The sequence below is a fragment of the Micromonospora tarensis genome, from assembly GCF_016803395.1.
Taxonomy (GTDB): Bacteria; Actinomycetota; Actinomycetes; order Mycobacteriales; family Micromonosporaceae; genus Micromonospora; species Micromonospora tarensis.
The window spans coordinates 14,651-36,581 of sequence record NZ_JAEVHL010000038.1; the positions used below are offsets into that span (position 1 = coordinate 14,651).

At 72.4% G+C, this 21,931-nt stretch carries 20 protein-coding genes and 2 pseudogenes; 8 read left to right on the top strand and 14 right to left on the bottom strand.

Features of this window, described 5'->3' with window-relative positions; all coding sequences use genetic code 11:
- The first annotated feature begins 61 nt into the window (after positions 1-61).
- Positions 62-835, top strand: coding sequence for a TetR/AcrR family transcriptional regulator (locus JM949_RS11090; protein ID WP_203148321.1), 774 nt, complete (start codon positions 62-64; stop codon positions 833-835).
- Positions 836-2,579: 1,744 nt separating this feature from the next.
- Here the strand turns inward: JM949_RS11090 and JM949_RS11095 are convergent.
- Positions 2,580-3,416, bottom strand: coding sequence for a DUF3152 domain-containing protein (locus JM949_RS11095; RefSeq protein ID WP_203148322.1), 837 nt, complete (start codon positions 3,414-3,416; stop codon positions 2,580-2,582).
- A 139-nt stretch (positions 3,417-3,555) separates the two neighbouring features.
- On the opposite strand from JM949_RS11095, the gene JM949_RS11100 reads away from it, so the two are divergent.
- Positions 3,556-4,056, top strand: coding sequence for a SigE family RNA polymerase sigma factor (locus tag JM949_RS11100; protein ID WP_203148323.1), 501 nt, complete (start codon positions 3,556-3,558; stop codon positions 4,054-4,056).
- Entirely contained in the window at positions 4,053-4,805 is a 753-nt protein-coding gene (locus tag JM949_RS11105; protein ID WP_203148324.1) for a hypothetical protein, read from the top strand. The genes JM949_RS11100 and JM949_RS11105 overlap by 4 nt, the downstream gene beginning before the upstream one ends.
- Positions 4,806-4,848: 43 nt before the next feature.
- Here the strand turns inward: JM949_RS11105 and JM949_RS36835 are convergent, their stop codons facing one another.
- The 4 genes and pseudogenes from JM949_RS36835 to JM949_RS36850 all read right to left on the bottom strand — a co-directional run.
- Positions 4,849-5,169: an ATP-binding protein gene (locus JM949_RS36835; RefSeq protein ID WP_238432958.1), complete on the bottom strand. Its 321-nt coding sequence runs from the start codon at positions 5,167-5,169 to the stop codon at positions 4,849-4,851.
- Positions 5,079-6,827, bottom strand: coding sequence for an ATP-binding response regulator (locus tag JM949_RS36840; RefSeq protein WP_309232106.1), 1,749 nt, complete (start codon positions 6,825-6,827; stop codon positions 5,079-5,081). Before JM949_RS36840 ends, JM949_RS36835 begins: the two co-directional genes overlap by 91 nt.
- The gene (locus tag JM949_RS36845; protein WP_238432970.1) at positions 6,824-7,018 is read right to left on the bottom strand and encodes a hypothetical protein; all 195 of its coding nucleotides are present in this window, start codon (positions 7,016-7,018) and stop codon (positions 6,824-6,826) included. The genes JM949_RS36840 and JM949_RS36845 overlap by 4 nt, the downstream gene beginning before the upstream one ends.
- A gap of 179 nt (positions 7,019-7,197) precedes the next feature.
- Positions 7,198-7,557: pseudogene (locus JM949_RS36850) on the bottom strand (ATP-binding protein); the annotation flags it as partial.
- Positions 7,558-7,813: 256 nt separating this feature from the next.
- On the opposite strand from JM949_RS36850, the gene JM949_RS11115 reads away from it, so the two are divergent.
- Positions 7,814-9,265, top strand: coding sequence for a M28 family peptidase (locus tag JM949_RS11115; RefSeq protein ID WP_203148325.1), 1,452 nt, complete (start codon positions 7,814-7,816; stop codon positions 9,263-9,265).
- A 64-nt stretch (positions 9,266-9,329) separates the two neighbouring features.
- Here the strand turns inward: JM949_RS11115 and JM949_RS11120 are convergent, their stop codons facing one another.
- Both JM949_RS11120 and JM949_RS39075 read right to left on the bottom strand, forming a co-directional pair.
- Positions 9,330-9,890: an SDR family NAD(P)-dependent oxidoreductase gene (locus JM949_RS11120; protein WP_309232107.1), complete on the bottom strand. Its 561-nt coding sequence runs from the start codon at positions 9,888-9,890 to the stop codon at positions 9,330-9,332.
- Entirely contained in the window at positions 9,887-10,027 is a 141-nt protein-coding gene (locus tag JM949_RS39075) for a hypothetical protein (RefSeq protein ID WP_309232108.1), read from the bottom strand. The genes JM949_RS11120 and JM949_RS39075 overlap by 4 nt, the downstream gene beginning before the upstream one ends.
- 173 nt (positions 10,028-10,200) lie before the next feature.
- Between JM949_RS39075 and htpG the strand changes: the two genes are divergently transcribed.
- Positions 10,201-12,117, top strand: coding sequence for a molecular chaperone HtpG (gene htpG / locus JM949_RS11125; RefSeq protein ID WP_203148326.1), 1,917 nt, complete (start codon positions 10,201-10,203; stop codon positions 12,115-12,117).
- Positions 12,118-12,214: 97 nt separating this feature from the next.
- Here htpG and JM949_RS11130 read toward each other — a convergent pair whose 3' ends face one another.
- The 3 genes from JM949_RS11130 to JM949_RS11140 all read right to left on the bottom strand — a co-directional run bounded on the left by JM949_RS11130 (position 12,215) and on the right by JM949_RS11140 (position 14,353).
- Positions 12,215-12,565, bottom strand: coding sequence for a hypothetical protein (locus JM949_RS11130; RefSeq protein WP_203148327.1), 351 nt, complete (start codon positions 12,563-12,565; stop codon positions 12,215-12,217).
- A gap of 105 nt (positions 12,566-12,670) precedes the next feature.
- Positions 12,671-13,858 carry a DNA polymerase IV gene (gene dinB, locus JM949_RS11135; RefSeq protein WP_203148328.1) on the bottom strand — a complete coding sequence of 396 codons (1,188 nt, stop codon included), beginning with the start codon at positions 13,856-13,858 and terminating at the stop codon, positions 12,671-12,673.
- A 57-nt stretch (positions 13,859-13,915) separates the two neighbouring features.
- Positions 13,916-14,353: a VOC family protein gene (locus tag JM949_RS11140; protein WP_203148329.1), complete on the bottom strand. Its 438-nt coding sequence runs from the start codon at positions 14,351-14,353 to the stop codon at positions 13,916-13,918.
- 94 nt (positions 14,354-14,447) lie between these two features.
- On the opposite strand from JM949_RS11140, the gene JM949_RS11145 reads away from it, so the two are divergent.
- Entirely contained in the window at positions 14,448-15,458 is a 1,011-nt protein-coding gene (locus tag JM949_RS11145; protein ID WP_203148330.1) for a helix-turn-helix transcriptional regulator, read from the top strand.
- Here JM949_RS11145 and JM949_RS11150 read toward each other — a convergent pair.
- The 4 genes from JM949_RS11150 to JM949_RS11165 form a co-directional block, all read right to left on the bottom strand.
- Positions 15,415-15,879 carry a GNAT family N-acetyltransferase gene (locus JM949_RS11150; protein WP_309232109.1) on the bottom strand — a complete coding sequence of 155 codons (465 nt, stop codon included), beginning with the start codon at positions 15,877-15,879 and terminating at the stop codon, positions 15,415-15,417. The genes JM949_RS11145 and JM949_RS11150 overlap by 44 nt on opposite strands.
- Positions 15,880-15,932: 53 nt before the next feature.
- On the bottom strand, positions 15,933-16,481 hold the full coding sequence (locus tag JM949_RS11155; protein WP_203148332.1) for a GNAT family N-acetyltransferase: 549 nt from the start codon (positions 16,479-16,481) through the stop codon (positions 15,933-15,935).
- 560 nt (positions 16,482-17,041) lie between these two features.
- The gene (locus JM949_RS11160) at positions 17,042-18,616 is read right to left on the bottom strand and encodes an FMN-binding glutamate synthase family protein (protein ID WP_203148333.1); all 1,575 of its coding nucleotides are present in this window, start codon (positions 18,614-18,616) and stop codon (positions 17,042-17,044) included.
- A 107-nt stretch (positions 18,617-18,723) separates the two neighbouring features.
- The gene (locus JM949_RS11165; protein WP_203148334.1) at positions 18,724-19,854 is read right to left on the bottom strand and encodes a peptidoglycan recognition protein family protein; all 1,131 of its coding nucleotides are present in this window, start codon (positions 19,852-19,854) and stop codon (positions 18,724-18,726) included.
- Between the two features lie 207 nt (positions 19,855-20,061).
- Here JM949_RS11165 and JM949_RS11170 point away from each other — a divergent pair, with 207 nt between their 5' ends.
- A complete protein-coding gene (locus tag JM949_RS11170; RefSeq protein WP_203148335.1) occupies positions 20,062-21,129 on the top strand; it encodes a mechanosensitive ion channel family protein in 1,068 nt (355 codons plus the stop codon).
- Positions 21,130-21,339: 210 nt separating this feature from the next.
- Positions 21,340-21,931 (top strand): annotated as a pseudogene (locus JM949_RS11175) (MFS transporter); the annotation flags it as partial.

The window sequence follows — 21,931 nt, forward strand, 5'->3', positions numbered from 1 at the left end:
CTCCGACCACCGGCACTCCCCGGCGTACGGCGTACGGCGGCGTTGTTAGGATGGCCGCACCATGGCGAGTGAGCGCAAGGCGACCGCGGACCCGGCCCGCAGCCTGGCCATCCTCTGGCGCACCCGGGAACCGACCAGCCGCAGCGCCGGAGGGCAGGGGCTCAGCGTCGACCGGATCGTCCGCGCCGCCATCGACATCGCCGACGCCGAGGGGCTGGACGCGCTGACCATGCGGCGGGTGGGTGAGGCGCTGGGTGTCGGCACCATGTCGGTCTACACCTACGTGCCCGGCAAGGCGGAACTCGTCGCCGTCATGATCGACACCGCGTACGGCGAGATGCCGCGCCCCGCCGCCGAGGGCGACGACTGGCGGGCCCGCCTGGAGCGGATCGCCCGCGACAACCTGGCGCTCTACCAGCGGCATCCCTGGATGCTGCGGGCCGAGACGACCCGACCGGTGCTCGGGCCGAACCTGCTGGCCAAGTACGACCACGAACTCGGGGCGGTCGCCGACATCGGGCTCACCGACGTCGAGATGGACGCGGTGCTCACCCTCGTGCTCGGGCACGTGAAGAGCTCCGCGCGGGCCGCCTCCGAGGTGGTGGACCTGGAGCGCGAGACCGGCATGACCGACGGTCAGTGGTGGCAGTCGCACGCCCCCTGGCTGGAGACCTTCCTCAAACCGGGCGCCTACCCGACCGCGTCCCGGGTCGGCACCGCGGCCGGCCAGCAGCACGGCGCCGCGTACGGCCCGGAGTACGCGTTCGAGTTCGGCCTGCAACGCGTCCTGGACGGCATCGCGGTGGTGGTCGCCGAGCGGGCGCCCGGCCGGTAGCCGACCCGGTTCGCTCACCGGGCAGCCCCGCACTTCCCCTTCCCGGGCGGTACCACCCGCCGGCGACGGCCGGGCTCGGCGGAACCCGCCCGGGCCCCGCCGCCCGGGTGGTACGACTGGGGCGGCGGTGGCAGCTGTGGGCCGGGGAAGGATCGCGATGACGAGCGGGCTTGCCGGGTGGCTGCGGCAACGGCGGCGGTTCGCCGAACAGACCGCGGGGAGCGACGCGCCCGACCGACGGCGGCGTGGGTAGCTGCCGCGATGCCTGAGCGAACGCCCGGCCACGGCGACCAACCTCGAAGCGACGGCGTGGTGGAGTTGCGGGTGCACGGCGTGTCCGGGGCGGAACCCGCGGCCGTTCTCGGCCGGGCGCCGGTGCGGCAGGTCGCCGGGGACGACAGCGGGGGCTTCCACCGTGCCGACGAGTCAGCCGGCAGCGACCCGGGCGTGCTGACGGTGGAGGCGTACCGCTGGGGTGACCTGCCGACCGGCACCGTGGGTCGTACCCTCGCCACGGTCTTCCTGCTGCCGTTCATGCTCAGCAACGTGGCGGTGTGGATGCGGCCCACCGGCCGACGCGGCGCCGCGGGGGTCACCCTGCTGTGCCGGCTCCTCGCGCTCAACCTCACAGTGCTGTACGTGGTGTCCATCGCCGGGATCGCCCTCGACCTGTTCGCCTGGCAGTGCCTCGGTGCGGCTCGCTGCCGGGCACCCTTCGACACCATGGGCGGGCTCGACGGCCGGCACGTCGGGGAGCGGCTGGCCACGCTCGCGCTCCTGCCGATCGCCGCCCTGGCGATGCTCCGACTGCTCGGCACCCGCCGGTCCGGGCCGGCCGACAACCCACTGTGGGCGGTGGAGCCGCTGGTGCAGCGGCTGCGGGCGATCCACGTCGGCGCGGCCCTCGCCGTACTCGATGTCGTGCTGCTGGTGGCCCGTCGCGCCGGTGGCGCGACGGTCGCGACGACGCTACTGCTGACGCTCGGCGCGGCGGTGTTGCTGGTCTGTGTCGGTCTGCTCGCCGCCCCGGGGGTGATCGACCGGGCGGCGACCGCGCGAACGGCCACCCGGGTGGCCCGCGCGACCGGCCTGGTGGCGGGCGGCCTGACCGTGGTGACCCTCGTCGTCGTCGCGCGCGACGAGCGCGGCTGGCCGTCGACGAGCGGGCTTCCCGGGTATGACGGGATCGCGGGTGCGGCGCTGTTCGGTCAGATGGTCCTGCTGGTGCTGCTCAGTGGGTTGGTGCTCTGGCACCGCGGTCGGGTGGGTGGCCGGTCCGCGTTGCGGCGCGGACTCGGTGCGGCGGTCCTCGCGGCCATCGCCGTCGGTATCGCCGGTGCGCTCTCCGCTGGCCTGGTCTACCAGACGGGGCAACTGCTCGGCGGCTACCGGGGCGACGGCGGGCCGCCGCTGCCGTACCGCTGGACGCTGCTGGCCTTCTTCCTGCACGTGGCGGCTACCCGGCGCGCTCGCCGAACCGACCCGCGACTCCTGGCCGCCCACGTCGTACCTGCTGGTCGTGGCCGTCCTCGCGGTGCTGGCGCTGCTCCTGCTGCGCCGCCGCCCGCCGGTCGCCGCACCAGCCCCCGCACCGACCCCCGCCCCGGTGCCGGCCACCCCCGAACCGGATCCCGACCCCGGGTCGGACAACGTCCGCCGGCTGCCGACCAGCCTCAACGCCGTCTACGAACTGGGCCGGCTGGACGAGCGGCTGGAACAGGAGCGGCACCGCCGCGGCTGAGGTTCAGCGCGCCGGGTAGCCGCCCTCCCGTCGTGGGATCGCGTCGTCGTACGCCCCGGCCGGGCCGCTGTAGCGGACCCTGCCCTTCGGGTACGGCCAGGGGTTCGCGGTGCAGCCGTGCAGGCCCAGCGTCTGCTGCTGCATCACCGGCGCCGCCCGGCCCTTCCCGGGGCACCGCTCGTGGCCGAACCCGAGCTTGTGCCCCACCTCGTGGTTGACCATGTACTCCCGGTAGGTGGCCAGGTCGGTGCCGTAACCAGGCACCCCCTTGACCCAGCGCGCCACGTTGAGGACCACCCGGGCACCGTTACGGCACGAGGTGTAGCCCTCCGGCACGTCCTGGCAGAGGGTGTCGCGGGTGCCGGGGGTGGCCAGGTAGATGGTGAAGTCGCTCGGTTCGTCGCCGCCGACCCGGCGCAGCCGCCAGCTGCCGCCGGCTGTCCACCCGCGCGGGTCGTTCAACGTGGCCGAGATCGCGGTCGCGATGTCCGTCACCGGCAGGCCCCGGATGTCGCGCTCCACGGCGACCCGGTACCGCAGCAACCGGCCGGTGGTCGCGCGTCCGGGAGCCGCCTCGGCGGCCGCCACCGACCACCGGTTGCCACCGGTCGCGGGGTAGCCGACGTCGGCGGCAGCCGCGGAGCTGGGTGTGACGTCGGCGACTCCGGTCGGCCGACCGGACGCGGCAGCCGCGATCGACCGGCTGGGCACCGGCGCGGCGGCGACCGGATCGGTGGCGGGTCGCCCGGCCGCCGGCCCCGCGCATCCGGTGAGCAGCGCCACCACCAGCAGCGACACCGCCGGGGCCGGACGCCACCGGCAGGTAGTCTTCGTCGACATGTCTCTCCCCTCGCGCGCCGCACGGTGGCGACGCCTGTGAGAGGACGGGTGATGGTGGGGAAAAGTTGGGCTGTCCCGCGCTCAACCTTTCGCCGGCTTCACCCGTCTCTAGTCGGTGTGGCACGGGGGAGGGTTCACGGTGGCGCGGGGTGACGCGGAGTTCGTCGAGTTCGCGCGGGCGGCGTCCGCACGACTGGTGCACGCCGCGTTCCTGATGACCGGTGACCACCACCAGGCCGAGGACGCCGCGCAGACCGCGCTGGCCCGCACCTACGCCTCCTGGTCGCGCGTCCACGACGACGACGCCTACGGATACGCCCGCCGCACCCTGGTCAATCACCTGGTGGACGGGTGGCGACGCCCGATGCGCGAGTACCCGACCGACGAGGTGCCGGAGCAGCGGCGCGGTGACGTGGCCGACGAGGTGGCGACCCGCCGCTGGTTGGTCACCATCCTGGGCGCGCTCAGCCCTCGGGAACGGGCCATCGTCGTCCTGCGCTACTACTTCGACCTTCCGGAGGCGCAGGTGGCCAGGGAACTCGCCGTGTCCGTGGGCACGGTCAAGAGCACCAGCTCTCGGGCGCTGGAGAAACTGCGCACCGCTGCGCCGCGAACAACGGACGAGGAGGCGCGCCGATGAACGAGTGGGAACGGCTCCGTCACGCCATGCGGGCCACCGAGCGCCCGGACGCCGTGCTCGATCTGGCCACCGTGATGCGGGAGGGGCGGCGGCTGCGTACGCGTCGGCGGGTAGCCGGAGCCGGGGCGGCGACGCTCGCCGCCGGGATCGCCGCCGTGGTCGTGCTGGTGGCGGTCGACGCGTCAGGGTCGGGCGGAACGGCGCCGACCGAGCGTCCACCACCGGTCGCCGTCGCGCCGCCGTCGGTCGGTGTCTCGCCGACGTCGCCGGAGCCGACGCCACCGCCCACTGTGGCCCGCGACGTGCCACCGCCGAAGGCGCTGGGCCAGGTGATCGACAGTGGCGTGCGGTACGGCACCGACCAGCGGGTCTACTACCTCGTCCGGGTGTCCGTGCCGGGCGCGCCGAAGGTGACCGTCGGGCTGGCCGCCGGCCGTCGCTCCCCGAACGGCTATCTGACGACGGACCTCCTGGTCAACGACGTCGAGGGGGCGGACCGCAGCGCCGGATTCCACCAGATCGGCTACGACGAGCGCTCGTCGACCACGCCGGTGCCCACCTTCGGCTACTTCGTCGGCCCGGCCCAGCGGATCATCGGCACCGTGGACGGTCAGCAGGTCGACGCCCGACTGGCGCGGTGGAGCTTCGACAAGAACGTGGTGATCTTCTGGTTCGACCCGGCCGAGCTGGCCCCGGGAAAGCGGCTGGACGGCATCATCGCCCGCGACGCGAGCGGCCGGCGACTCTGACGCCGGGCGCCGGTGACCCAGGGCGGGCCGGAGGAGAGGCCGCTCAGGCCAGCCGCCGCTCGATGGTCACCGTCGTCCCCTCGGCGGTGGAGAGCAGCCGCACGTCGCCGTAGGCGTTCATCAGCAGCGCGCCTCGTCCCCGGTCCATCGCCGGTCGGCGGTCCCGCCAGGTGCCGAAGTCCCGCACCGAGATCCGGATCAGGCCGCCACCCACCTGGACCCGCAGGCTCACCTCCGGGCGGCTGGGCCGCTGCGCGTGCTCGACGGCGTTGTTCATGGCCTCGCTCGCGGCGAGCAGGAGATCCTCCAGCACGTCCGGGTCGGCGTCGAGGTCACCCAGCGCCTGTCGGATGTCGCGACGCATCGTCGCGGCCGAGGTGGGCGCGGACGGGTAGGTCCAGCCGCGGTCCAGGATGGCGCCCAGCCCGTCCGGGTCGGCCGGCCCCGCTGCGGCCCCGGACGGGTCGCGGACGGGTTCGGTCGCCGGGGCCGCGACGTTGGCCGGGGCGGGTCGGGCGACGGCAGGGACCGCTGTCGGGTCGCCGGTCGCTGACCGCCGGTCGGGCGCAAGCGGTGGCGGGCGCGACGGATGCCGGCCCGGACCCGGGCGATCAGTTCGGCCGCGGCGAACGGTTTCACCAGGTAGTCGTCGGCGCCCAGGGTCAGGCCCTCCACGCTGGCCTCCCCGCCGGCACGGGCGGAGAGCACCAGCACCGGCAGCGCCTGGGTCGCCGGGTCCGCGCGCAGCCGGCGGAGCAGGTCGAAGCCGTCCAGAACCGGCATCATCACGTCGGTCAGGACGAGGTCGGGCGGATCGCGGTGGATCTCGTCGAGGGCCTGCCGGCCGTCGGTGACCGTCCGCACCCGCCAGCCCTGCCCGGTGAGCAGTCGGGTGAGGTACGCCCGCATGTCGGCGTTGTCGTCGGCGAGCAGGATCTCGGCCCCGGCCAACTCGTCGGTGGATGGTCCGGACCGGCGGTCGGGCTCGGCCGGACCGTCCTCCGGTGCGGTGAGCCAGCCCATCGCCTCCTCGACCGCGGCGCGGGCCGCGTCGCCCCGTCCGTCCGTCACCGGCCCGGCCATCGGCGTGCGCCGCGCCGCCGACCAGGGCAGCGTCACGGTGAACGTGGTGCCGACGCCGACCTGGCTCGCCACCCGGACGTCGCCGCCCTCCAACCGGGCCAACTCGTGCACCAGGGCCAGACCGATGCCGGTGCCCTCGTGGCTGCGCGAGCGGGCGCCGCGTACCCGGTGGAAGCGTTCGAAGAGTTTCGGCAGGTCCCGTTCGGCGATGCCGATGCCGGTGTCCGCGACGGTCAGCCGCAACTCCTCGTCGTCGGCGTCGAGGGCCACCCGGATCCGACCGATGAACGTGTATTTGAGGGCGTTGGACAGCAGGTTCGTGACGATGCGTTCCCAATTGACCGGGTCGACCGCGACCGGTCGGGGCAGTGGCGGGCAGCTCACCTCAAGGGTCAGCCCGGCCCGCTCGACGGCGGCCCGGAACACCCCGGCGAGTTCGGCAGTGAGCGCGGCCAGGTCGACCACCCGGGCATCGCTGCGGGCCCGCCCGGCCTCCAGGCTGGAGAAGGTGAGCAGGCTGTTGACAAGCGTCAACAGTCGAGTGGCGTTGCGCCAGCCGGTCTCCACCCGCTCCCGCTGGAGCGGTGCCAACGGTGCCGTGGCGTCAGTGAGGGCATCGCTGAGCGGGCCGAGAATGAGCGTCAACGGGGTGCGGAACTCGTGGCTGACGTTGGCGAAGAAGTCGGTCTTCACCCGGTCCAGCTCCGCCAGCGCCTCGATCCGGCGCCGCTCCTCCTCGTACTCCTGGGCGTTGCGCAGCGCCACGGAGATCTGCTGGGCCAGGAGTTGGTGAAAGGAGCGATAGGCCTCGTCGAGCCCTCGGCTGGGGCTGACCCCGGCGAGCAGCACCCCGAGCGGCTGATCCTCGTCGGCCGAGGGCAGCGGCAAGGCCAGCGCGGTGCGCACCGGGTCGTCCCACGGGCCGGCGGGCAGCGTCACTCGGTCGGCGACCGTCGGTCACCTCCTGTCGCTCGGCCCTCGGCGGCGGCGGCCAGCCCCCAGTCGGACGCGACCGGGCCCGGGTCGGCCAGCTCGACGGTGTCCGGCAGCCGGCTGCGGCGACCCCCGGCCGCCCCGGCCACCCGTCGCAGCGTCGTGCCGTCGCGCAGGTAGATGGCGGCGAACGGCACGTCCAGCGGGTGGCGTCGATCACCGCGATCAGCCGGGCGCCGGTGGTGTCCACGTCGACGGTACGGCCGTCGCCGAGAACGGACAGGTCGCGCAGCAGTCGGAGCCGGCGTTCGCCGACGACCTGCTCGGTGACCTCGCTGCACACCGTCAGGACGCCGACGGTGCGCCCGTCATCGTCGCGGGCCGGCGCGTGCGAGACGCTGAAGTACGCCTCCTCGCGGTAGCCGGCCCGCTCCAGCAGCAGCCGCAGCGCGGGAACCCAGCTGGCCACCCCGGTCGCCATGGCCTGGTGGATCAGCGGGGCGAGCACGTCCCAGCCCTCAGCCAGGGTCACCCGCACGTCGCCGCCGAGAGCCGCCGGGTGCTTGTCTCCGATCAAGGCGGAGTACGCGTCGTTGTAGAGCTGGGAGAAGCTCTCGCCCCAGAGCAGCAGCATCGGGTACCGGGAGGAGAGCACCACCCGAACGGCGGCGCGCAGGCTCTGTGGCCACTCGCCGACCGGGCCGAGCGGGGTGCGGGCCCAGTTCAGCTCCGCCATCAACCGCCCGGTCTCACCGCCGCCGCTGAACAGGTCGATGCTGGGTCGTGTCACGCTCGATCCGACCCCATCGCAAGCCCCCGTTCCGGGCCTGATGACCCCTGCCGCGTTACCTACCCATCCTGACACCTCTACTCACCTGTACCGACGCCGGTACCCATCGTCGAACCGGCGGTGGTTCGGGACGAACGACCGATGCTCCGGGTATCGATATCTGTAATTGTCTCGGGTATCCCTCCGACCCCGAGGAGCCCTCATGAGAGGCAGAACGCTGAGCGCGGGAGTCGCGCTCGCCGTGTTCGCCGCAACGACGGTGACGCTGGCCGCCCAGCCGGTGACCGCGTCACCCACGACCGCGACGACAGTCGCCCGGCCGATCGCCGCGACGGTGGCCGCGTTGGCAGCACCGGACATCTCCGTCAGCAACATCCAGGCGCACCTGACCCAGTTCAACTCCATCGCCACCAGCAATGGTGGCAACCGGCGGGCCGGCTCGGCCGGCTACACCGCGTCGCTCAGCTACGTCAAGAGCAGGCTCCAGTCGGCCGGCTACACCGTCACCGAGCAGTACTGCTCCAGCTGCACCTACCCCTCGAACAACCTCATCGCGGAGTGGCGTGGCGGCGCGGCCGACCAGGTCGTCATGTTCGGCGCCCACCTGGACGGGGTCTCGGCCGGTCCGGGGATCAACGACAACGCCAGCGGCTCGGCCACCCTGCTGGAGAACGCGCTGGTCCTGGCCGCGCAGAACCCGACGATGACCAAGCGGGTCCGGTTCGCCTGGTGGACCGACGAGGAGCAGGGGCTCAACGGCTCCCGGTTCTACGTCAACTCCCTCAACTCCACCCAGCGCGGCTATATCAAGGGCTACTACAACTTCGACATGGTCGGCTCGACCAACGGCGGCTACTTCATCAACCGGGTCTCCTCGACCACGGCGGCGCCGCTGAAGGCGTACTGGGACTCGTTGGGCCTGCAGCCGGAGGAGAACGTCGAGGGTCAGGGCCGCTCCGACGACTACTACTTCCAGCAGGCCGGCATTCCCACCTCGGGTTACGCCGCGGGTGCCAGCGCCCGCAAGACCAGCGCCCAGGCGGCCAAGTGGGGCGGCACCGCCAACTCCGCGTACGACCCGTGCTACCACCGGTCCTGCGACACCACCGCCAATGTCAGCGCCACCGTGCTGAACCGGGCGGCCGACGGTGTCGCGTACGCGCTGTGGCAGCTCGCGGTGAGCGGCGGCACCCCGACCTGCACCGGCGGTCAGGTGGTCGGCAACGGCGGCTTCGAGAGCGGCAGCACGCCGTGGACCGCGTCCGCCGGTGTGATCACCAACGCCAGCGGCCAACCGGCCCGGACCGGGTCGTACAAGGCCTGGCTCAACGGCGACGGCAGCACCCGCACCGAGAGCCTGACGCAGTCGGTGACGGTGCCGGCCGGTTGCGCCAGCTACCCGCTGTCGTTCTGGTTGCACATCGACACCGCCGAGACCACCGGCTCCACGGCGTACGACCGGCTCACCGTGCAGCTCGGTTCGACCACGCTGGCGACGTACTCCAACCTCAACGCGGCGTCCGGCTACGTGCAGCGCAGCTTCAACGTGGCCGGGTTCGCCGGACAGACGGTGACGCTGCGCTTCACCGGCACCGAGGACTCGTCGTTGCAGACCAGCTTCGTGATCGACGACGTGTCGCTGCTGGCGAGCTGACCGCGTACCGAAGGAAGGTGGGCCGCCGCCGGTGGGTGCCGGCGGCGGCCCGTCACCTCCGGGGTCAGGGGAGCTGCGAGTAGAGCGCGGCGACGCCGCCGGGGAACCCGGCCTGCACCCGCCGGCTGACGTCGTCGGCCACGATCTCGTACGCGTCGGACTCGATGCCGTCGACGGCGAGCCGGGCGATCACGGCCGGGTCCGACTTGGGGCTGGTGATGCTCGCGGCCATGTCGGTGTCCAGGTAGCCGACGTGCAGGCCGGCGACGCGGACGCCCCGCTCGGCGAGCTGGAGGCGCAGCGCGTTGGTCATCGCCCACTCGGCGGACTTGGCGGCGCCGTACGCCCCGTGCAGGGGGAAGTTCACCCAGGAGAGCACGGAGAGGACGTTGAGGATCGTTCCGCCGCCGTTGCCGGCGATCACCGGCGCGAACGACCGGATCATCGACAGGTTGCCGATGTAGTGGGTCTCCAGCTCCAGCCGGATCAGGTCCAGGTCGCCGTCCAGCAGGTCCGTCCGGGTGTCGATGCCGGCGTTGTTGACCAGCAGGTTCACGTCGCCGGCCAGCTCGGCGGCGGCGGCCACCGAGGCGGGGTCGGTGAGGTCCAGCCGGACCGGCGTCACGCCGGGCAGGTCGACGCTGTCGGGGTTGCGGGCGCGGCGTAGACGGTGCCGCCCCGGGCGGCGAGTTCGGCGGCCAGGTGGCGGCCGAAGCCCCGGTTGGCGCCGGTGACGAGGGCGGTGCTTCCAGAGATCTTCATGTCAGCGAGGCTAGCGGGCTGACTTCTGGTGAGCAAAGTCAGATGGGTCACCGGGCCGACGCGCCGGCAGCGGGAATACCGCAGGGAATACGACCCGGATGCGGCCACACGGCGGCCGGTGACGGCTCGTATCCTTTCCGCGAACAACCGAACGAGCCGGGAAGGGAGACGGTGTGAGCAACCAGGCCGAAACGTTGGAGTTCCAGGCCGAGGCGCGTCAGCTCCTCCAGTTGGTGGTCCACTCGATCTATTCGAACAAGGACGTCTTCCTGCGGGAACTCATCTCGAACGCGTCCGACGCCCTGGACAAGCTGCGGCTGGCCACCCTGGTCGACAAGGACCTCGTCGCCGACACCGACGACCTGCACGTCGTCCTGGAGGTCGACCGCGACGCCCGCACCCTGACCGTGCGGGACAACGGCATCGGCATGACCCGCGACGAGGTCGTCCAGCTGATCGGCACGATCGCCAAGTCCGGCACCGCCGAACTGCTTCGCCAGCTGCGCGAATCCGCCGACGCCCACGCCAAGCAGGACCTCATCGGCCAGTTCGGCGTCGGCTTCTACGCCGCGTTCATGGTCGCCGACCGGGTCACCCTGGTCACCCGCAAGGCCGGCGAGACCGGCGGCACCCGCTGGGAGTCCACCGGCGAGGGCACCTACTCGATCGAGGCGGTCGACGAGGCGCCGCAGGGCACCGCGGTGACCCTGCACCTCAAGCCCGCCGACACCGAGGACAACCTGCACGACTACACCGCCGAGTGGACGGTCCGCGAGATCGTCAAGCGCTACTCCGACTTCATCGCCTGGCCGATCCGGATGACCGTCGAGCGTCCCGGCGCCGAGGGCGAGCCCGCCACCAGCGAGGTGCAGACCCTCAACTCGATGAAGGCGCTCTGGGCGCGGCCCCGCGACGAGGTCGACGCCGCCGAGTACAACGAGTTCTACAAGCACGTCAGCCACGACTGGGCCGACCCGCTCGAGGTCGTGCACATGAAGGGCGAGGGCACCTTCGAGTACGAGGCACTGCTCTTCCTGCCCAGCCACGCCCCGCTGGACCTGTTCTCCCCGCAGGGCCGCCGGGGTGTTCAGCTCTACGTCAAGCGCGTCTTCATCATGGACGACTGCGAGGCGCTGGTCCCGACCTACCTGCGCTTCGTCAAGGGCGTGGTCGACGCGCACGACCTGTCGCTGAACATCTCCCGGGAGATCCTCCAGCAGGACCGGCAGATCCAGATCGTCCGCCGCCGCCTGGTCAAGAAGGTTCTCGCCACGGTCAAGGACCTGAAGGCCAACCACGCCGAGCGGTACCGGACCTTCTGGACCGAGTTCGGCGCGGTGGTCAAGGAAGGGCTGATCGACGACACCGACAACCGGGACACCCTGCTGGACATCCTCTCGGTGGCCTCCACCAACGACCCGGCCGAGCCCACCGACCTGGCCGGCTACGTCGCCCGGATGAAGGACGGCCAGAGCGACATCTGGTACGCCACCGGCGAGTCCCGGGCGGCCATCGAGAACTCCCCGCACCTGGAGGCGTTCCGGGCCAAGGGGCACGAGGTGCTGCTCCTCACCGACCAGGTCGACGAGGTGTGGGTCGAGCGGGTCGGCACGTACGACGGTCGGCCGCTGCGCTCGATCGCCAAGGGCGAGATCGACCTGGACACCGACGAGGAGAAGCAGCAGGCCGAGGCGGAGCGTGAGCAGCAACGACAGGAGTTCGCCGGGCTGCTCGACTGGCTGGGGACCACGCTCACCGACAGCGTCCGGGAAGTCCGCCTGTCGTCCCGGTTGACCACCTCACCGGCCTGCGTCGTCGGCGACGCCCACGACCTGACCCCGACCCTGGAGAAGATGTACCGGGCGATGGGGCACGAGATCCCGCCGACCAAGCGGATCCTGGAGATCAACCCCGGTCACCCGCTGGTGTCCGGGCTGCGCAAGGCCCACGAGCAGGGCAGCGACAGCGCCGCCCTGACCGAGACCGCCGAGCTGCTCTACGGCCTGGCGGTGCTCGCCGAGGGCGGTGAGCTGACCGACCCGGCCCGCTTCACCCGGACCCTCGCCGACCGGCTGGCCCGCACGCTGTAATCGACCGGTCTCCCGGCCGCGGGCCGCCCGAACAGGGGCCCGCCGGCCGGTGACCCGGGTCTGTCCGATCCGGGTCGGCGCTGGTCACCCGCCGCCGTCAGGCTGCCGAGGCGGACGCCCGGGGTCCACGCTGCGACCCCACCGTGCCGGCGTCGCGCGTCCAACGCGGCGCCGACACCGCCTCGCCCGGCCAGCCGGTAGGGCTCTCCGCCTCGACGGTCAGCTCGACCGACGCGGGCGTGTCGCGGGCCAACCGCAGCGACTGCTCGGCGCTGGTGCGGGCCGCGCAGGGCCAACCCTGGCCGGCGCACTGGAGATTGCGGCAGTGGCCCTCGTCGTCCGGCTCGTGGGCGCTGAGCACGTCGACCGCCAACTGCCACAGCAGCGGATCGGTCACGTCGGTCGGACGCTCGGTGGTGCGGCTCGGCCGGTTGCTGTCGTCGGACATGGTGGGCCCCCCTCGTCAGGCTGTACCGGACAAGGGTCACCCGTGAGCCGCCGGCTAAACCGCCGACCTGCTGTGATGTGTTTCCAATCGCAGGATATCCAGCCGTCAGTCCGGCAATAGCGGCATCTCGACGCCCGGGTCCCGACCGAGCAGCACCGCCCGGGTGAGCGCGGTCGAGCCGAACCGGTCCCGGACCGCGTCGACGGCGGCATCCAACTCGGCGCCCGGGTCCCGGTGGAACGGAAGCTCCGGTTGGACCGGATTGTCGTCGAGGTTGCCCACCGAGACGCCGATCAGGGTGACGCCCCGCTGCTCGATCTCGGATTGGGCGGCCCGCAGCAGCGCCCGTGCCGCGGCGAGCACCCCTGTGGTGTCCGCGGTGGCCTTGCCGATGGTGTGCGAGCGGGTGGCCCGGGTGTAGTCGCCGAACCGTAGCCGCAGCACCACCGTGCGTCCGGCTCGGTCCGCCGCCCGCATCCGTCGGGTGACCCGGTCGACCAGGCCGGCGAGGATCGCGTCCAGTTCGGCCGCGGCGTGTGGGGCCCGGCTCAGCGCGTGCTGCGCGCCCATCGAGCCGCGTCGGCGACCCACCTGCACCGCGCGCGGGTCGCGGTTGTGGGCCAGGGCGTGCAGGTGCCGGCCAGCGCCCGCGCCGAGCAGCGAGACCAGCGCCGCCTCGCCGAGCCGGGCCACCTCTCCGACGGTACGGATGCGGCGTTCGCGCAGCTTCGCGGCGGTGACCGGGCCGACGCCCCAGAGCCGTTCGACCGGCAGCGGGTGCAGGAAGGCCACCTCGGCGTCCGGTGCGACCACCAGCAGACCGTCCGGCTTCGCCACCCCGCTGGCCACCTTCGCCAGGAACTTGGTGCGGGCCACCCCCACCGTGATCGGTAGCCGGACCTGTTCGCGAACCTCCCGCCGCAGTCGTTCGGCGATGTCGGCCGGCGGACCGACCAGCCGGCGCAGGCCACCCACGTCCAGGAACGCCTCGTCGATGGAGAGCCCTTCGACAAGCGGAGTGGTGCGCCGGAAGATCTCGAACACCGCGCGGCTCGCCGCCGTGTACGCCGCCATCCGGGGTGGCACCACGATCGCGTCCGGGCAAAGCCGGCGGGCCTGCCCGCCGCCCATCGCGCTGCGCACCCCGCGCGCCTTCGCCTCGTAACTCGCGGCGAGCACCACGCCACCGCCGACGATGACCGGCCGCCCCCGCAGACGTGGGTCGTCGCGTTGCTCGACCGACGCGTAGAAGGCGTCCAGGTCGGCGTGCAGGATGCTGGCCCCGGGCGACACGTACACATGTTCGCATGGCGGCCGGTCGTCGCGGCAGTGAGCTGGGCGAACGTCAGCTCAGTCGAGGCAGAACTCGTTGCCCTCCGGGTCGGCCATGACGAGGTGGCCGGCGCCGAGCGGGGGAGCGGGCTCGTGCCGGCCGAGCCGCTTGGCGCCGTGCGAGACGAGTCGGTCCGCCTCCGCCTCCAACGCCGCCATCCGCTCGGCGCCGGCCAGCCCCGGGGCGGCCCGCACATCCAGGTGGACGCGGTTCTTGACCTGCTTACCCTCTGGTACGCGCTGGAAGAACAGCCGGGGCCTCGAGCCCTCGGGATCGACCGCCGCCGAGGCGTCGTTGCGGTTCTCCGGTGGCACGCCCATCGCGTCCAGCGCCTGCTCCCAGGATTCGAAGTCCCCGGGTGGGCCCTGCAATCGGTATCCGAGTGCCGCTGCCCAGAACGTCGCCAACCGGGCCGGGTCGGCGCAGTCGATGGTGATCTGCACGTCGCGCGCCATGACAGCTCCCTCTTTCCTGAAGTGCTCGGTCATGATCCCAGCCTCTCGTGAATAGCGGACAGGATCGTTCCGCCAGGTGTGCAACGATCGGCGGGTGACCGTCGAGGCGACGACCGAGCGGGTGCTGCGGTTGTTGGCGCTGCTGCAGCGGCGACCAACCTGGACGGCCGCCGACCTCGCCGCCGAACTCCGGGTCACCGACCGTTGTGTCCGCCGTGACGTGCGACGACTGCGCACGCTCGGCTACCCGGTGCGCGCGGTCCCTGGTGTCGGGGGCGGCTACCAACTCGGCGCGGGCACCCGGCTGCCGCCGTTGCTGCTCGACGACGAGGAGGCCATCGCCACGGCGGTGTCGCTGCGACTCGCCTCCGGCGGCACGGTCGCCGGGGCGGCCGAGGCCGCGCTGCGGGCCCTGGCCAAGCTCGATCAGGTGATGCCGTCGCGGCTGCGCGCCGAGGTGCGGGCGGTGCACAACGCCACGGAGACGCTCCTCGCCCCGGTGGTCGAGATCGACGCGGAGCTGCTGGTGATGCTGGCCCGAGCCTGCCGTGACGCGGTCCGGGTGCGCTTCCGCTACGGCGGGACCGACGGGGAGCGCGAACGCACGGTCGAGCCGGTCCGGTTGGTCACCACCGGTCGCCGCTGGTATCTGATGGCCTGGGACATCGACCGTGCCGACTGGCGGACGTTCCGCCTGGACCGGATGCGCGCGGCGGTGGCCAGCGGTTGGCGCTTCCGGCCGCGCGAGCATCCCGAGCCGGCCGCCTACGTGCAACGGGCGGTCACCGAGTCGCCGTACCGGCATGTCGCCCGGGTCCGGGTACACGCCCGTCCCGAGCAGGTGCGGGCCGTGGTGCCGCCCCAGGTGGGCCGGGTCGAGGAGGACCGCGGCGGCTGGTGTGTCCTGGTCGTCGGCGGTGACAGCCTGGACTGGCTCGCCGCGCACATCGCCCGTCTCGACTACCCGGTGGAGGTGCTGGAGCCTCCGGAGTTACGCGAGGCCGCGGCCCTGCTCGCCCGCCGCCTGACGGCGATGGCCGAGCCCGCCCGAACGGAGCTGGTCACTGTTCGGCCAGGCGGGGCGGCGGGTCGGACCGCACGGTGAAATGTCGCAACGACACCGAACCGCCGTCCGGTGCGGTCCACGGGGCCGTGCGGGTGCCGGTGCAGCGCCATCCGGTGCGTTCGTAGAGAGCGACGGCTGCGGTGTCGCCCACGGCCACTTCGAGGACCAGGTCGGTGGCCCGTTCGTTCGCCCATCTCCGGGCTCGGGCCAGCAGCGCACCGCCCAACGCCATTCCTCGGGCGGCGGGTGACACGAAGAGGCGTGCCACCTCGGCGGTCGGTCGGGCGAACTGCCCCTCCGCCGGGGCGGCAGCCCGATGCACCGCGATGTGCCCCACGATGGTCCGGTCAGCGTCGACGGCGACCCAGGCGCGTGCCGGGCGCGGGTCGCACAACCAGCGGTGCGGGTCGACGGGCCAGTTCATCGGGTACCCGTCGAGCCGGTGCACCTCGGCGAGCACCGCGACGCATCCATCAAGGTCGACACCACGTCGACGGCGGATGCGAGGTGGGGTCACAGGTCGTCGAACGGGCGGGCGTAGCGGAACTCGCCCCGGATCGACTCCCGCCAGGCGTGCATCGGACGGGCCATGAAGTACTGCGGACCCCACGGCTGCGGCGGGGTGACACCCAACTCGACGGCGGGCCGGAACCCGAAGCGCGGGTAGTACCCGGGGTGCCCGAGCAGCACCACGAGAGGCTCGTCGCGGGCGTCCGCCGCCCCGAGCACCGCGTGCATCAGGGCGCTGCCGACGCCGCGCCGCTGCCACCCCGGCAGCACCCCGAGCGGACCCAGGCCCAACGCCACCGGCTCACCGCCCACCAGGGCGCGGGTGGCCACCACGTGCCCCACCACCTGGCCATCCGAATCGGTCGCCACCAGAGAGTACGCGGGCAGCCAGCCCTCGTCGGCGCGCAGCGCGTCGACGAGTGTCGCCTCTACCGGCACCCCGTTACTGCCGTCGGTGTCGCTCCCGGCGCTGTCGTGATTTGTGGCGAAGGCGGCGGAATGCACCGCGCGGATCGCGTCGACGTCGGCAGGTGTCTCGCGTCTGATCAGCACCGCGCCACGATACGGCTCCTCCAGGCAGCCCTCCAGGCGTTTATCGGATGGAATGGTGGCGACGAGGTCACGTCGCCCGTCGCCACCAGGCGTCAGTGCGGGGCACGACGATCCGACTTCTCCATTGCCGAGATTTCCTGGCCTAGCTGTACTGCCTAGCGCGGGCCAGGCGGCGTCGTGCCGGATCGACCGCGCGGTCGGGCGGGTATGTCGCCGAGAGGGCATATACCTCTGAGTCATAAATATGACTCACAGGTATATGGCTTCTCAGGGATATGCCTCCGGGCTGAGTCAGCCCCAGCCCCAGCTCAACCGGCCTGGGCCCTGGGGTCGGGTCTAGTCCTGCCTGAGGCCCGGGCCCGGCTCGCGCCAACCTGGCCCGGCTCGCGCCAACCTGGCCCGGCGCGCGCCAACCCAGCCCGGCGCGCGCCAACCCAGCCCGGGTCTCGGTGTCGGGCTCGGCCTGGACCCGAGGCCAGGAACAGAACCCGGTCCCAGGCTCGTACCAGAGGGCTGGTCGATACCGTGCCAGGCGCGGGCCAGTCGGTTTGATGGCAGGTTCAGCCGACGGCGGTGGCTGACGGCGGGGCGCTGCCGCCCTGTGGCGCCTCCGGGATCATCAGCCGGACGATCTCGGCCTGGTCGGCCGCCGAGGGCAGTCCCCATCCCGGCCGGTAGCCGTACACCTCGTGCAGTGGGGTGGAGCCGGTGCGGCCGTCCAGGATCTCCACGGCGTCGGTGTCGATCAGGCCGGGGTGTTCGACGCCGCAGGCCTCGGCGACCTTGGTCAGGTCCCGGCGCAGCGTCGCCAGATAGTTGGCCGCTCGGACCGACTTCAGCGCCGGGTCCAGGCCCCGGGCCAGCCAGGCGTTCTGCGTGGCCACGCCGGTGGGGCAGGTGTCGGTGTGGCATTTCTGCGCCTGGATGCAGCCGATCGACAACATCGCCTCCCGACCCACGTTGACCAGGTCGCAGCCGAGCGCGAACGCCACGACGGCGTTGTCCGGCAGGCCGAGCTTGCCGCCGCCGACGAACACCACCTGCTCGTGCAGGTCGTGTTCGGCGAAGACCTTGTACACCCGGGAGAAGCCCTGCTGGAACGGGAGGGACACCGAGTCGGTGAAGATCAGCGGGGCGGCGCCGGTGCCGCCCTCGCCACCGTCGACCGTCACGAAGTCGACGCCCCGGCCGGTGTCACGCATCAGCGTGGCCAGCTCCTGCCAGAAGGTCAGGTCACCGACCGCCGACTTGATACCGACCGGCAGACCGGTCTCGGCGGCCAGCAGCTCCACCCAGTCGAGCAGGCTGTCGCAGTCGGAGAACTCGGCGTGCCGGGACGGGCTGACACAGTCCCGACCGGCCGGGATTCCCCTGGTGGCGGCGATCTCGGCGGACACCTTCGCCCCGGGCAGCAGGCCGCCCAGGCTCGGCTTGGCCCCCTGGCTCAGCTTGATCTCCAGAGCCCGCACCGGTGCGCCGGCCACCAGGTCCTTCAGCCGGTCGAGGCTGAACCGGCCGTGCTCGTCGCGGCAGCCGAAGTACGCCGTGCCGAGTTGGAAGACCAGCTCACCGCCGTTGCGGTGGTACGGCGACAGGCCGCCCTCGCCGGTGTTCTGCAGACACCCGGCGAGCGCCGCGCCCTTGTTGAGCGCGGTGATGGCGTTGCCGGAGAGCGAGCCGAAGCTCATCCCGGAGATGTTGACCACCGACTCGGGTCGGAACGCGCGGGCCCGTCCCCGGGCCGCGCCGAGCACCTTGGCGCAGGGCAACCGCACGTCGTGCCCGGAGGTCGGTGTCGACGGTGGCACGGCCCGGCCGAACGTGCGGTGCTTGATGATCGGGTAGCCGGGGGTGTACTCGATGTCGTTGTCCGTGCCGAAGCCGAAGTAGTTGTTCTGCTGCTTCGCCGAGGCGTACACCCAGCGGCGCTGGTCGCGGGTGAACGGCCGCTCCTCGTTGTTACCGGCCACGATGTACTGCCGAAGCTCCGGGCCGATCGCCTCCAGCAGGTAACGGGCGCGACCGAGGACCGGGAAGTTGCGCAGCAACGCGTGGTCGCGCTGGATCAGGTCACGCGCGGCGAGCGCCGCGATGGCGGCGGCAGCGGCGGGTACGGCTCGACGGGCCCAGGTCATGCCCGGCACTCTTTCCGCCCACGCGTGAGCTCAAACCGACCTGGTCGGGCACCCGCTGGTGGTGGGCGTGGCGGCGGTGCGGGTCGGACCGCACCGCCGCCTCGGACTCAGCGCTGCCGGTACGACTGGCGGACCGATCCGCCGACGAGCGTGCACCACGTGCTCGTGCTGACCTTGCCGTTGCGGGGCAGGCCGTGCAGCTCCTGCAGGTCCTGCACCGCGGCCCGGGTGGCGTGGTCGTACCCGCCGGTGACGGTGACCGGGTATCCCTTGGTGGCGAGCATCTCCTGCACCGCCGTGACCGGCGCGCCGGTGGCGTGCTGGTCCAACTCCGGGGCCAGCGTCTCCCAGGTCGGCGGCGTGAGCGTGGCGTCCACGTCCACCGGGATGCCGTTGCGGGCCTGCCAGTCCTGCACGGCGGCCACGGTCGCGGCGTCGAAGGTGCCGCTGACCGTCACCGGGTAGCCCCGGTTGACGAGCAGGTGCTGCACCAGCCGGACCGAGGGAGAGTTGACGAAGCGCCACAGGTCCGGCCAGCGACGGGCCGGCACGTCGCCGAGTTTGGTGCCGAGGGCGGCGTGCACCCGCCGGCGCAGGTCCGGGAACTGCCGGTAGAAGGCGGCCCCCGGGCACTCGGTGGTGCGGAAGTCCCAGTGGCCGAAGATGTCGTACGCGTGCAGCCCGTACTGTCGGCAGATCGCGACGCAGAGTTTGACCAGCGAGTCGGTCAGCGCCTGCGGCGGCGTCTCGGTGACGTAGGTGCCCTCGTTCTCGATGCCGATGGCCCGGCCGTTCTCGCCCGGACAGTGCGCCGAGATCATCTGCCGGTCGCCGGCTTCGAGGCGCTCCAGGCTGCCCCGGCGGCCCTCCAGCACGTAGCCGCCCCGGCTCACCGTGAAGTGCTGGCCGGTGTCCGACCAGCCGTTGCCGTCCATGTGCAGGTCCTGGCAGTCGTGGGCCAGCTTGACGGCCTGCTCGCGGGAGTAGTCGGTGACGTTCGGGAACGCCATGTGGTGCACGATGATCTTGTTGGTGGCGATGGCGCTCACCGACAGCGGGTCCTTCGGTGGGCGGGCGGCCCACTCGTCGCAGCTGATGATCCAGTCCAGGTCGGTGCCCGGGGCGGCCTGGGCCGCGCCGGTAAAGGCGAGTTCGCTCCCGACGACGGCGACCGTGGCGGCACCGAGACCGGCCCGCAGCAGCGTCCGGCGATCCAATTCGGAACGAGCGACGTGCATGACATCTCCTCCTGCGGCCGACGGCGGGGGATGAAAAGTAGCTCCAATGGCCGCACGCACTCCGGAGAATATTGCCAAGGATCACCCGCGCGCTAGGGCGGATCGCGGATCGATCGGCCGTCCGGTGTGCTGCTCGCGTTTCCGTCCGCCCGGCCCGGGGTAGGTCGGGACCGACCGTCCCGGCTGCCCGCGTAGAGGAATGACCAGATGAGTGACAACGTCAGCGACGCGGTGGGCGACGCCCTCCGCTCGGTGATGCTCTTCCTGCCCAAGGCCGTCGCCTTCCTGGCGATCCTGGTGGCCGGATGGCTGATCGCCAAGGCCGTGTTGAAGATCGTGGAGAAGATCCTGGAACGGGTGGGCTTCGACCGCGCCGTCGAACGCGGCGGCGTCCGCCGCGCCCTGAGTCGCTCCCGGTACGACGCCAGCGACATCGTCGCGAAGCTCGTCTACTACGCGGTGCTGCTGTTCACCCTGCAACTCGCCTTCGGCATCTGGGGGCCCAACCCGATCTCCGACCTGCTCGGCGCGGTGATCTCGTGGCTGCCCCGGGCCTTCGTCGCGATCGTCATCATCGTGGTCGCCGCCGCCATCGCCAGCGCGGTCAAGGACATCATCAGCGGTGCGCTCGGCGGTCTGTCGTACGGCCCGGTGCTGGCCACCATCGCCTCGGTGTTCATTCTCGGCCTCGGCGTCATCGCCGCGCTGAACCAGATCGGGGTGGCCACCGCGGTCACCACTCCGGTCCTGATCGCCGTGCTGGCCACGGTCGGCGGCATCCTCGTCGTCGGGGTCGGTGGCGGGCTGATCCGTCCGATGCAGAGCCGTTGGGAGGGCTGGCTGACCCGCGCCGAGCAGGAGTCGCGGCTGATCGCCGCGCACGCCCAGGCGTACCGGGCCGGTCGCCGCGACGCCGAAGCCGAGTTGGCCCGGGCATCGGCCGCCGGCACGAAGCCGGACGCCGAGCCGGCCCGACCCGCACTCGTCACCGACCCGGAGGCCACCCAGGTCGTGACCCGGCCGGCCGATCCCGAGGCCACCCAGGTGGTGCGCGCCCCGGCCGACGCGGACACCACCCAGGTGGTCGGCCGGAGCGGCGACGCGGACACCACCCAGGTGGTGCGCGCCCCGGCCGACACGGACACCACCCAGGTGGTCGGCCGAAGCGGCGACGCCGACACCACCCAGGTGGTCGGGGGCGGCGCGGTGCCCGGTCAGCGCGCCAGCGACGACAGCGAGGCCACCACCGTCATTCCGCCGCTCGACAGGCGCTGACCGTCAGCGACGTCCGCGGGGCGGGGTCGCATCGGACCCCGCCCCGCCGAGTGTTGTCCACACCCGTCAAAGCGCTGGCTGGCGCGGCCACCGCTGTCTAATATCGCGGGCATGACCTGGCGACATTGATCCAGCACCCGAGGCCGATCCCGTGGGCCACCACGGGCACCGCACGTCCGGTGTCCGTCTCCACTCCCACGGGAAGGTCCCATGATTCACCTCGCCTCGCGCGTTCCCGACCCGGCGGTCCGTCGGCTGACGACCACCCTGTACGGGTACGCGTTCCTCAGCGACGTCGTCCTGCTCTACCCGCTGTACGTGGTGTTCTTCGCCGACACCGGGCTGTCGGTGGGGCAGATCGCGTCGCTCTTCGTCATCTGGTCGACCGCCGGCATCCTGTTCGAGGTGCCCTCCGGCGCCTGGGCCGACGTGGTGTCCCGCCGGGTGTTGCTCTGCCTCGCCCCACTGGTGACCGCCGCCGGCTTCGCGCTCTGGGTGCTGGCACCGTCGTACCCGGCCTTCGCCGTCGGTTTCCTGCTCTGGGGTACCGGCGGCGCGCTGGTATCCGGCGCGCTGGAGGCGCTGGTCTGGACCGAGTTGGACCGCCTCGGCGCGGTCGGCCGGTACGCCCGGGTGCTCGGGCGGGCGCGCACGGCGGGCGTGCTGGGAGTGGTGGTCTCCGGAGTGCTCGCCGGCCCGGTGCTCGCCGCCGGCGGGTACCCGGCGGTGGGTGCCGGCCAGCGTGCTGGCCTGCCTGCTCGCCACGGTCGTCCGCCGCCCGGTTCCCGGAGCGTCGCCCCAT

Excerpts from the sequence above, each read along its gene's own strand:
- JM949_RS11090 (WP_203148321.1), top strand. The coding sequence starts at position 62 with ATGGCGAGTGAGCGCAAGGCGACCGCGGACCCGGCCCGCAGCCTGGCC.
- JM949_RS11095 (WP_203148322.1), bottom strand. The coding sequence starts at position 3,416 with ATGTCGACGAAGACTACCTGCCGGTGGCGTCCGGCCCCGGCGGTGTCG.
- JM949_RS11105 (WP_203148324.1), top strand. The coding sequence starts at position 4,053 with ATGAACGAGTGGGAACGGCTCCGTCACGCCATGCGGGCCACCGAGCGC.
- JM949_RS36835 (WP_238432958.1), bottom strand. The coding sequence starts at position 5,169 with ATGCGTCGCGACATCCGACAGGCGCTGGGTGACCTCGACGCCGACCCG.
- JM949_RS11115 (WP_203148325.1), top strand. The coding sequence starts at position 7,814 with ATGAGAGGCAGAACGCTGAGCGCGGGAGTCGCGCTCGCCGTGTTCGCC.
- JM949_RS39075 (WP_309232108.1), bottom strand. The coding sequence starts at position 10,027 with ATGAAGATCTCTGGAAGCACCGCCCTCGTCACCGGCGCCAACCGGGGC.
- JM949_RS11130 (WP_203148327.1), bottom strand. The coding sequence starts at position 12,565 with ATGTCCGACGACAGCAACCGGCCGAGCCGCACCACCGAGCGTCCGACC.
- JM949_RS11140 (WP_203148329.1), bottom strand. The coding sequence starts at position 14,353 with ATGGCGCGCGACGTGCAGATCACCATCGACTGCGCCGACCCGGCCCGG.
- JM949_RS11160 (WP_203148333.1), bottom strand. The coding sequence starts at position 18,616 with ATGACCTGGGCCCGTCGAGCCGTACCCGCCGCTGCCGCCGCCATCGCG.
- JM949_RS11165 (WP_203148334.1), bottom strand. The coding sequence starts at position 19,854 with ATGCACGTCGCTCGTTCCGAATTGGATCGCCGGACGCTGCTGCGGGCC.
- JM949_RS11170 (WP_203148335.1), top strand. The coding sequence starts at position 20,062 with ATGAGTGACAACGTCAGCGACGCGGTGGGCGACGCCCTCCGCTCGGTG.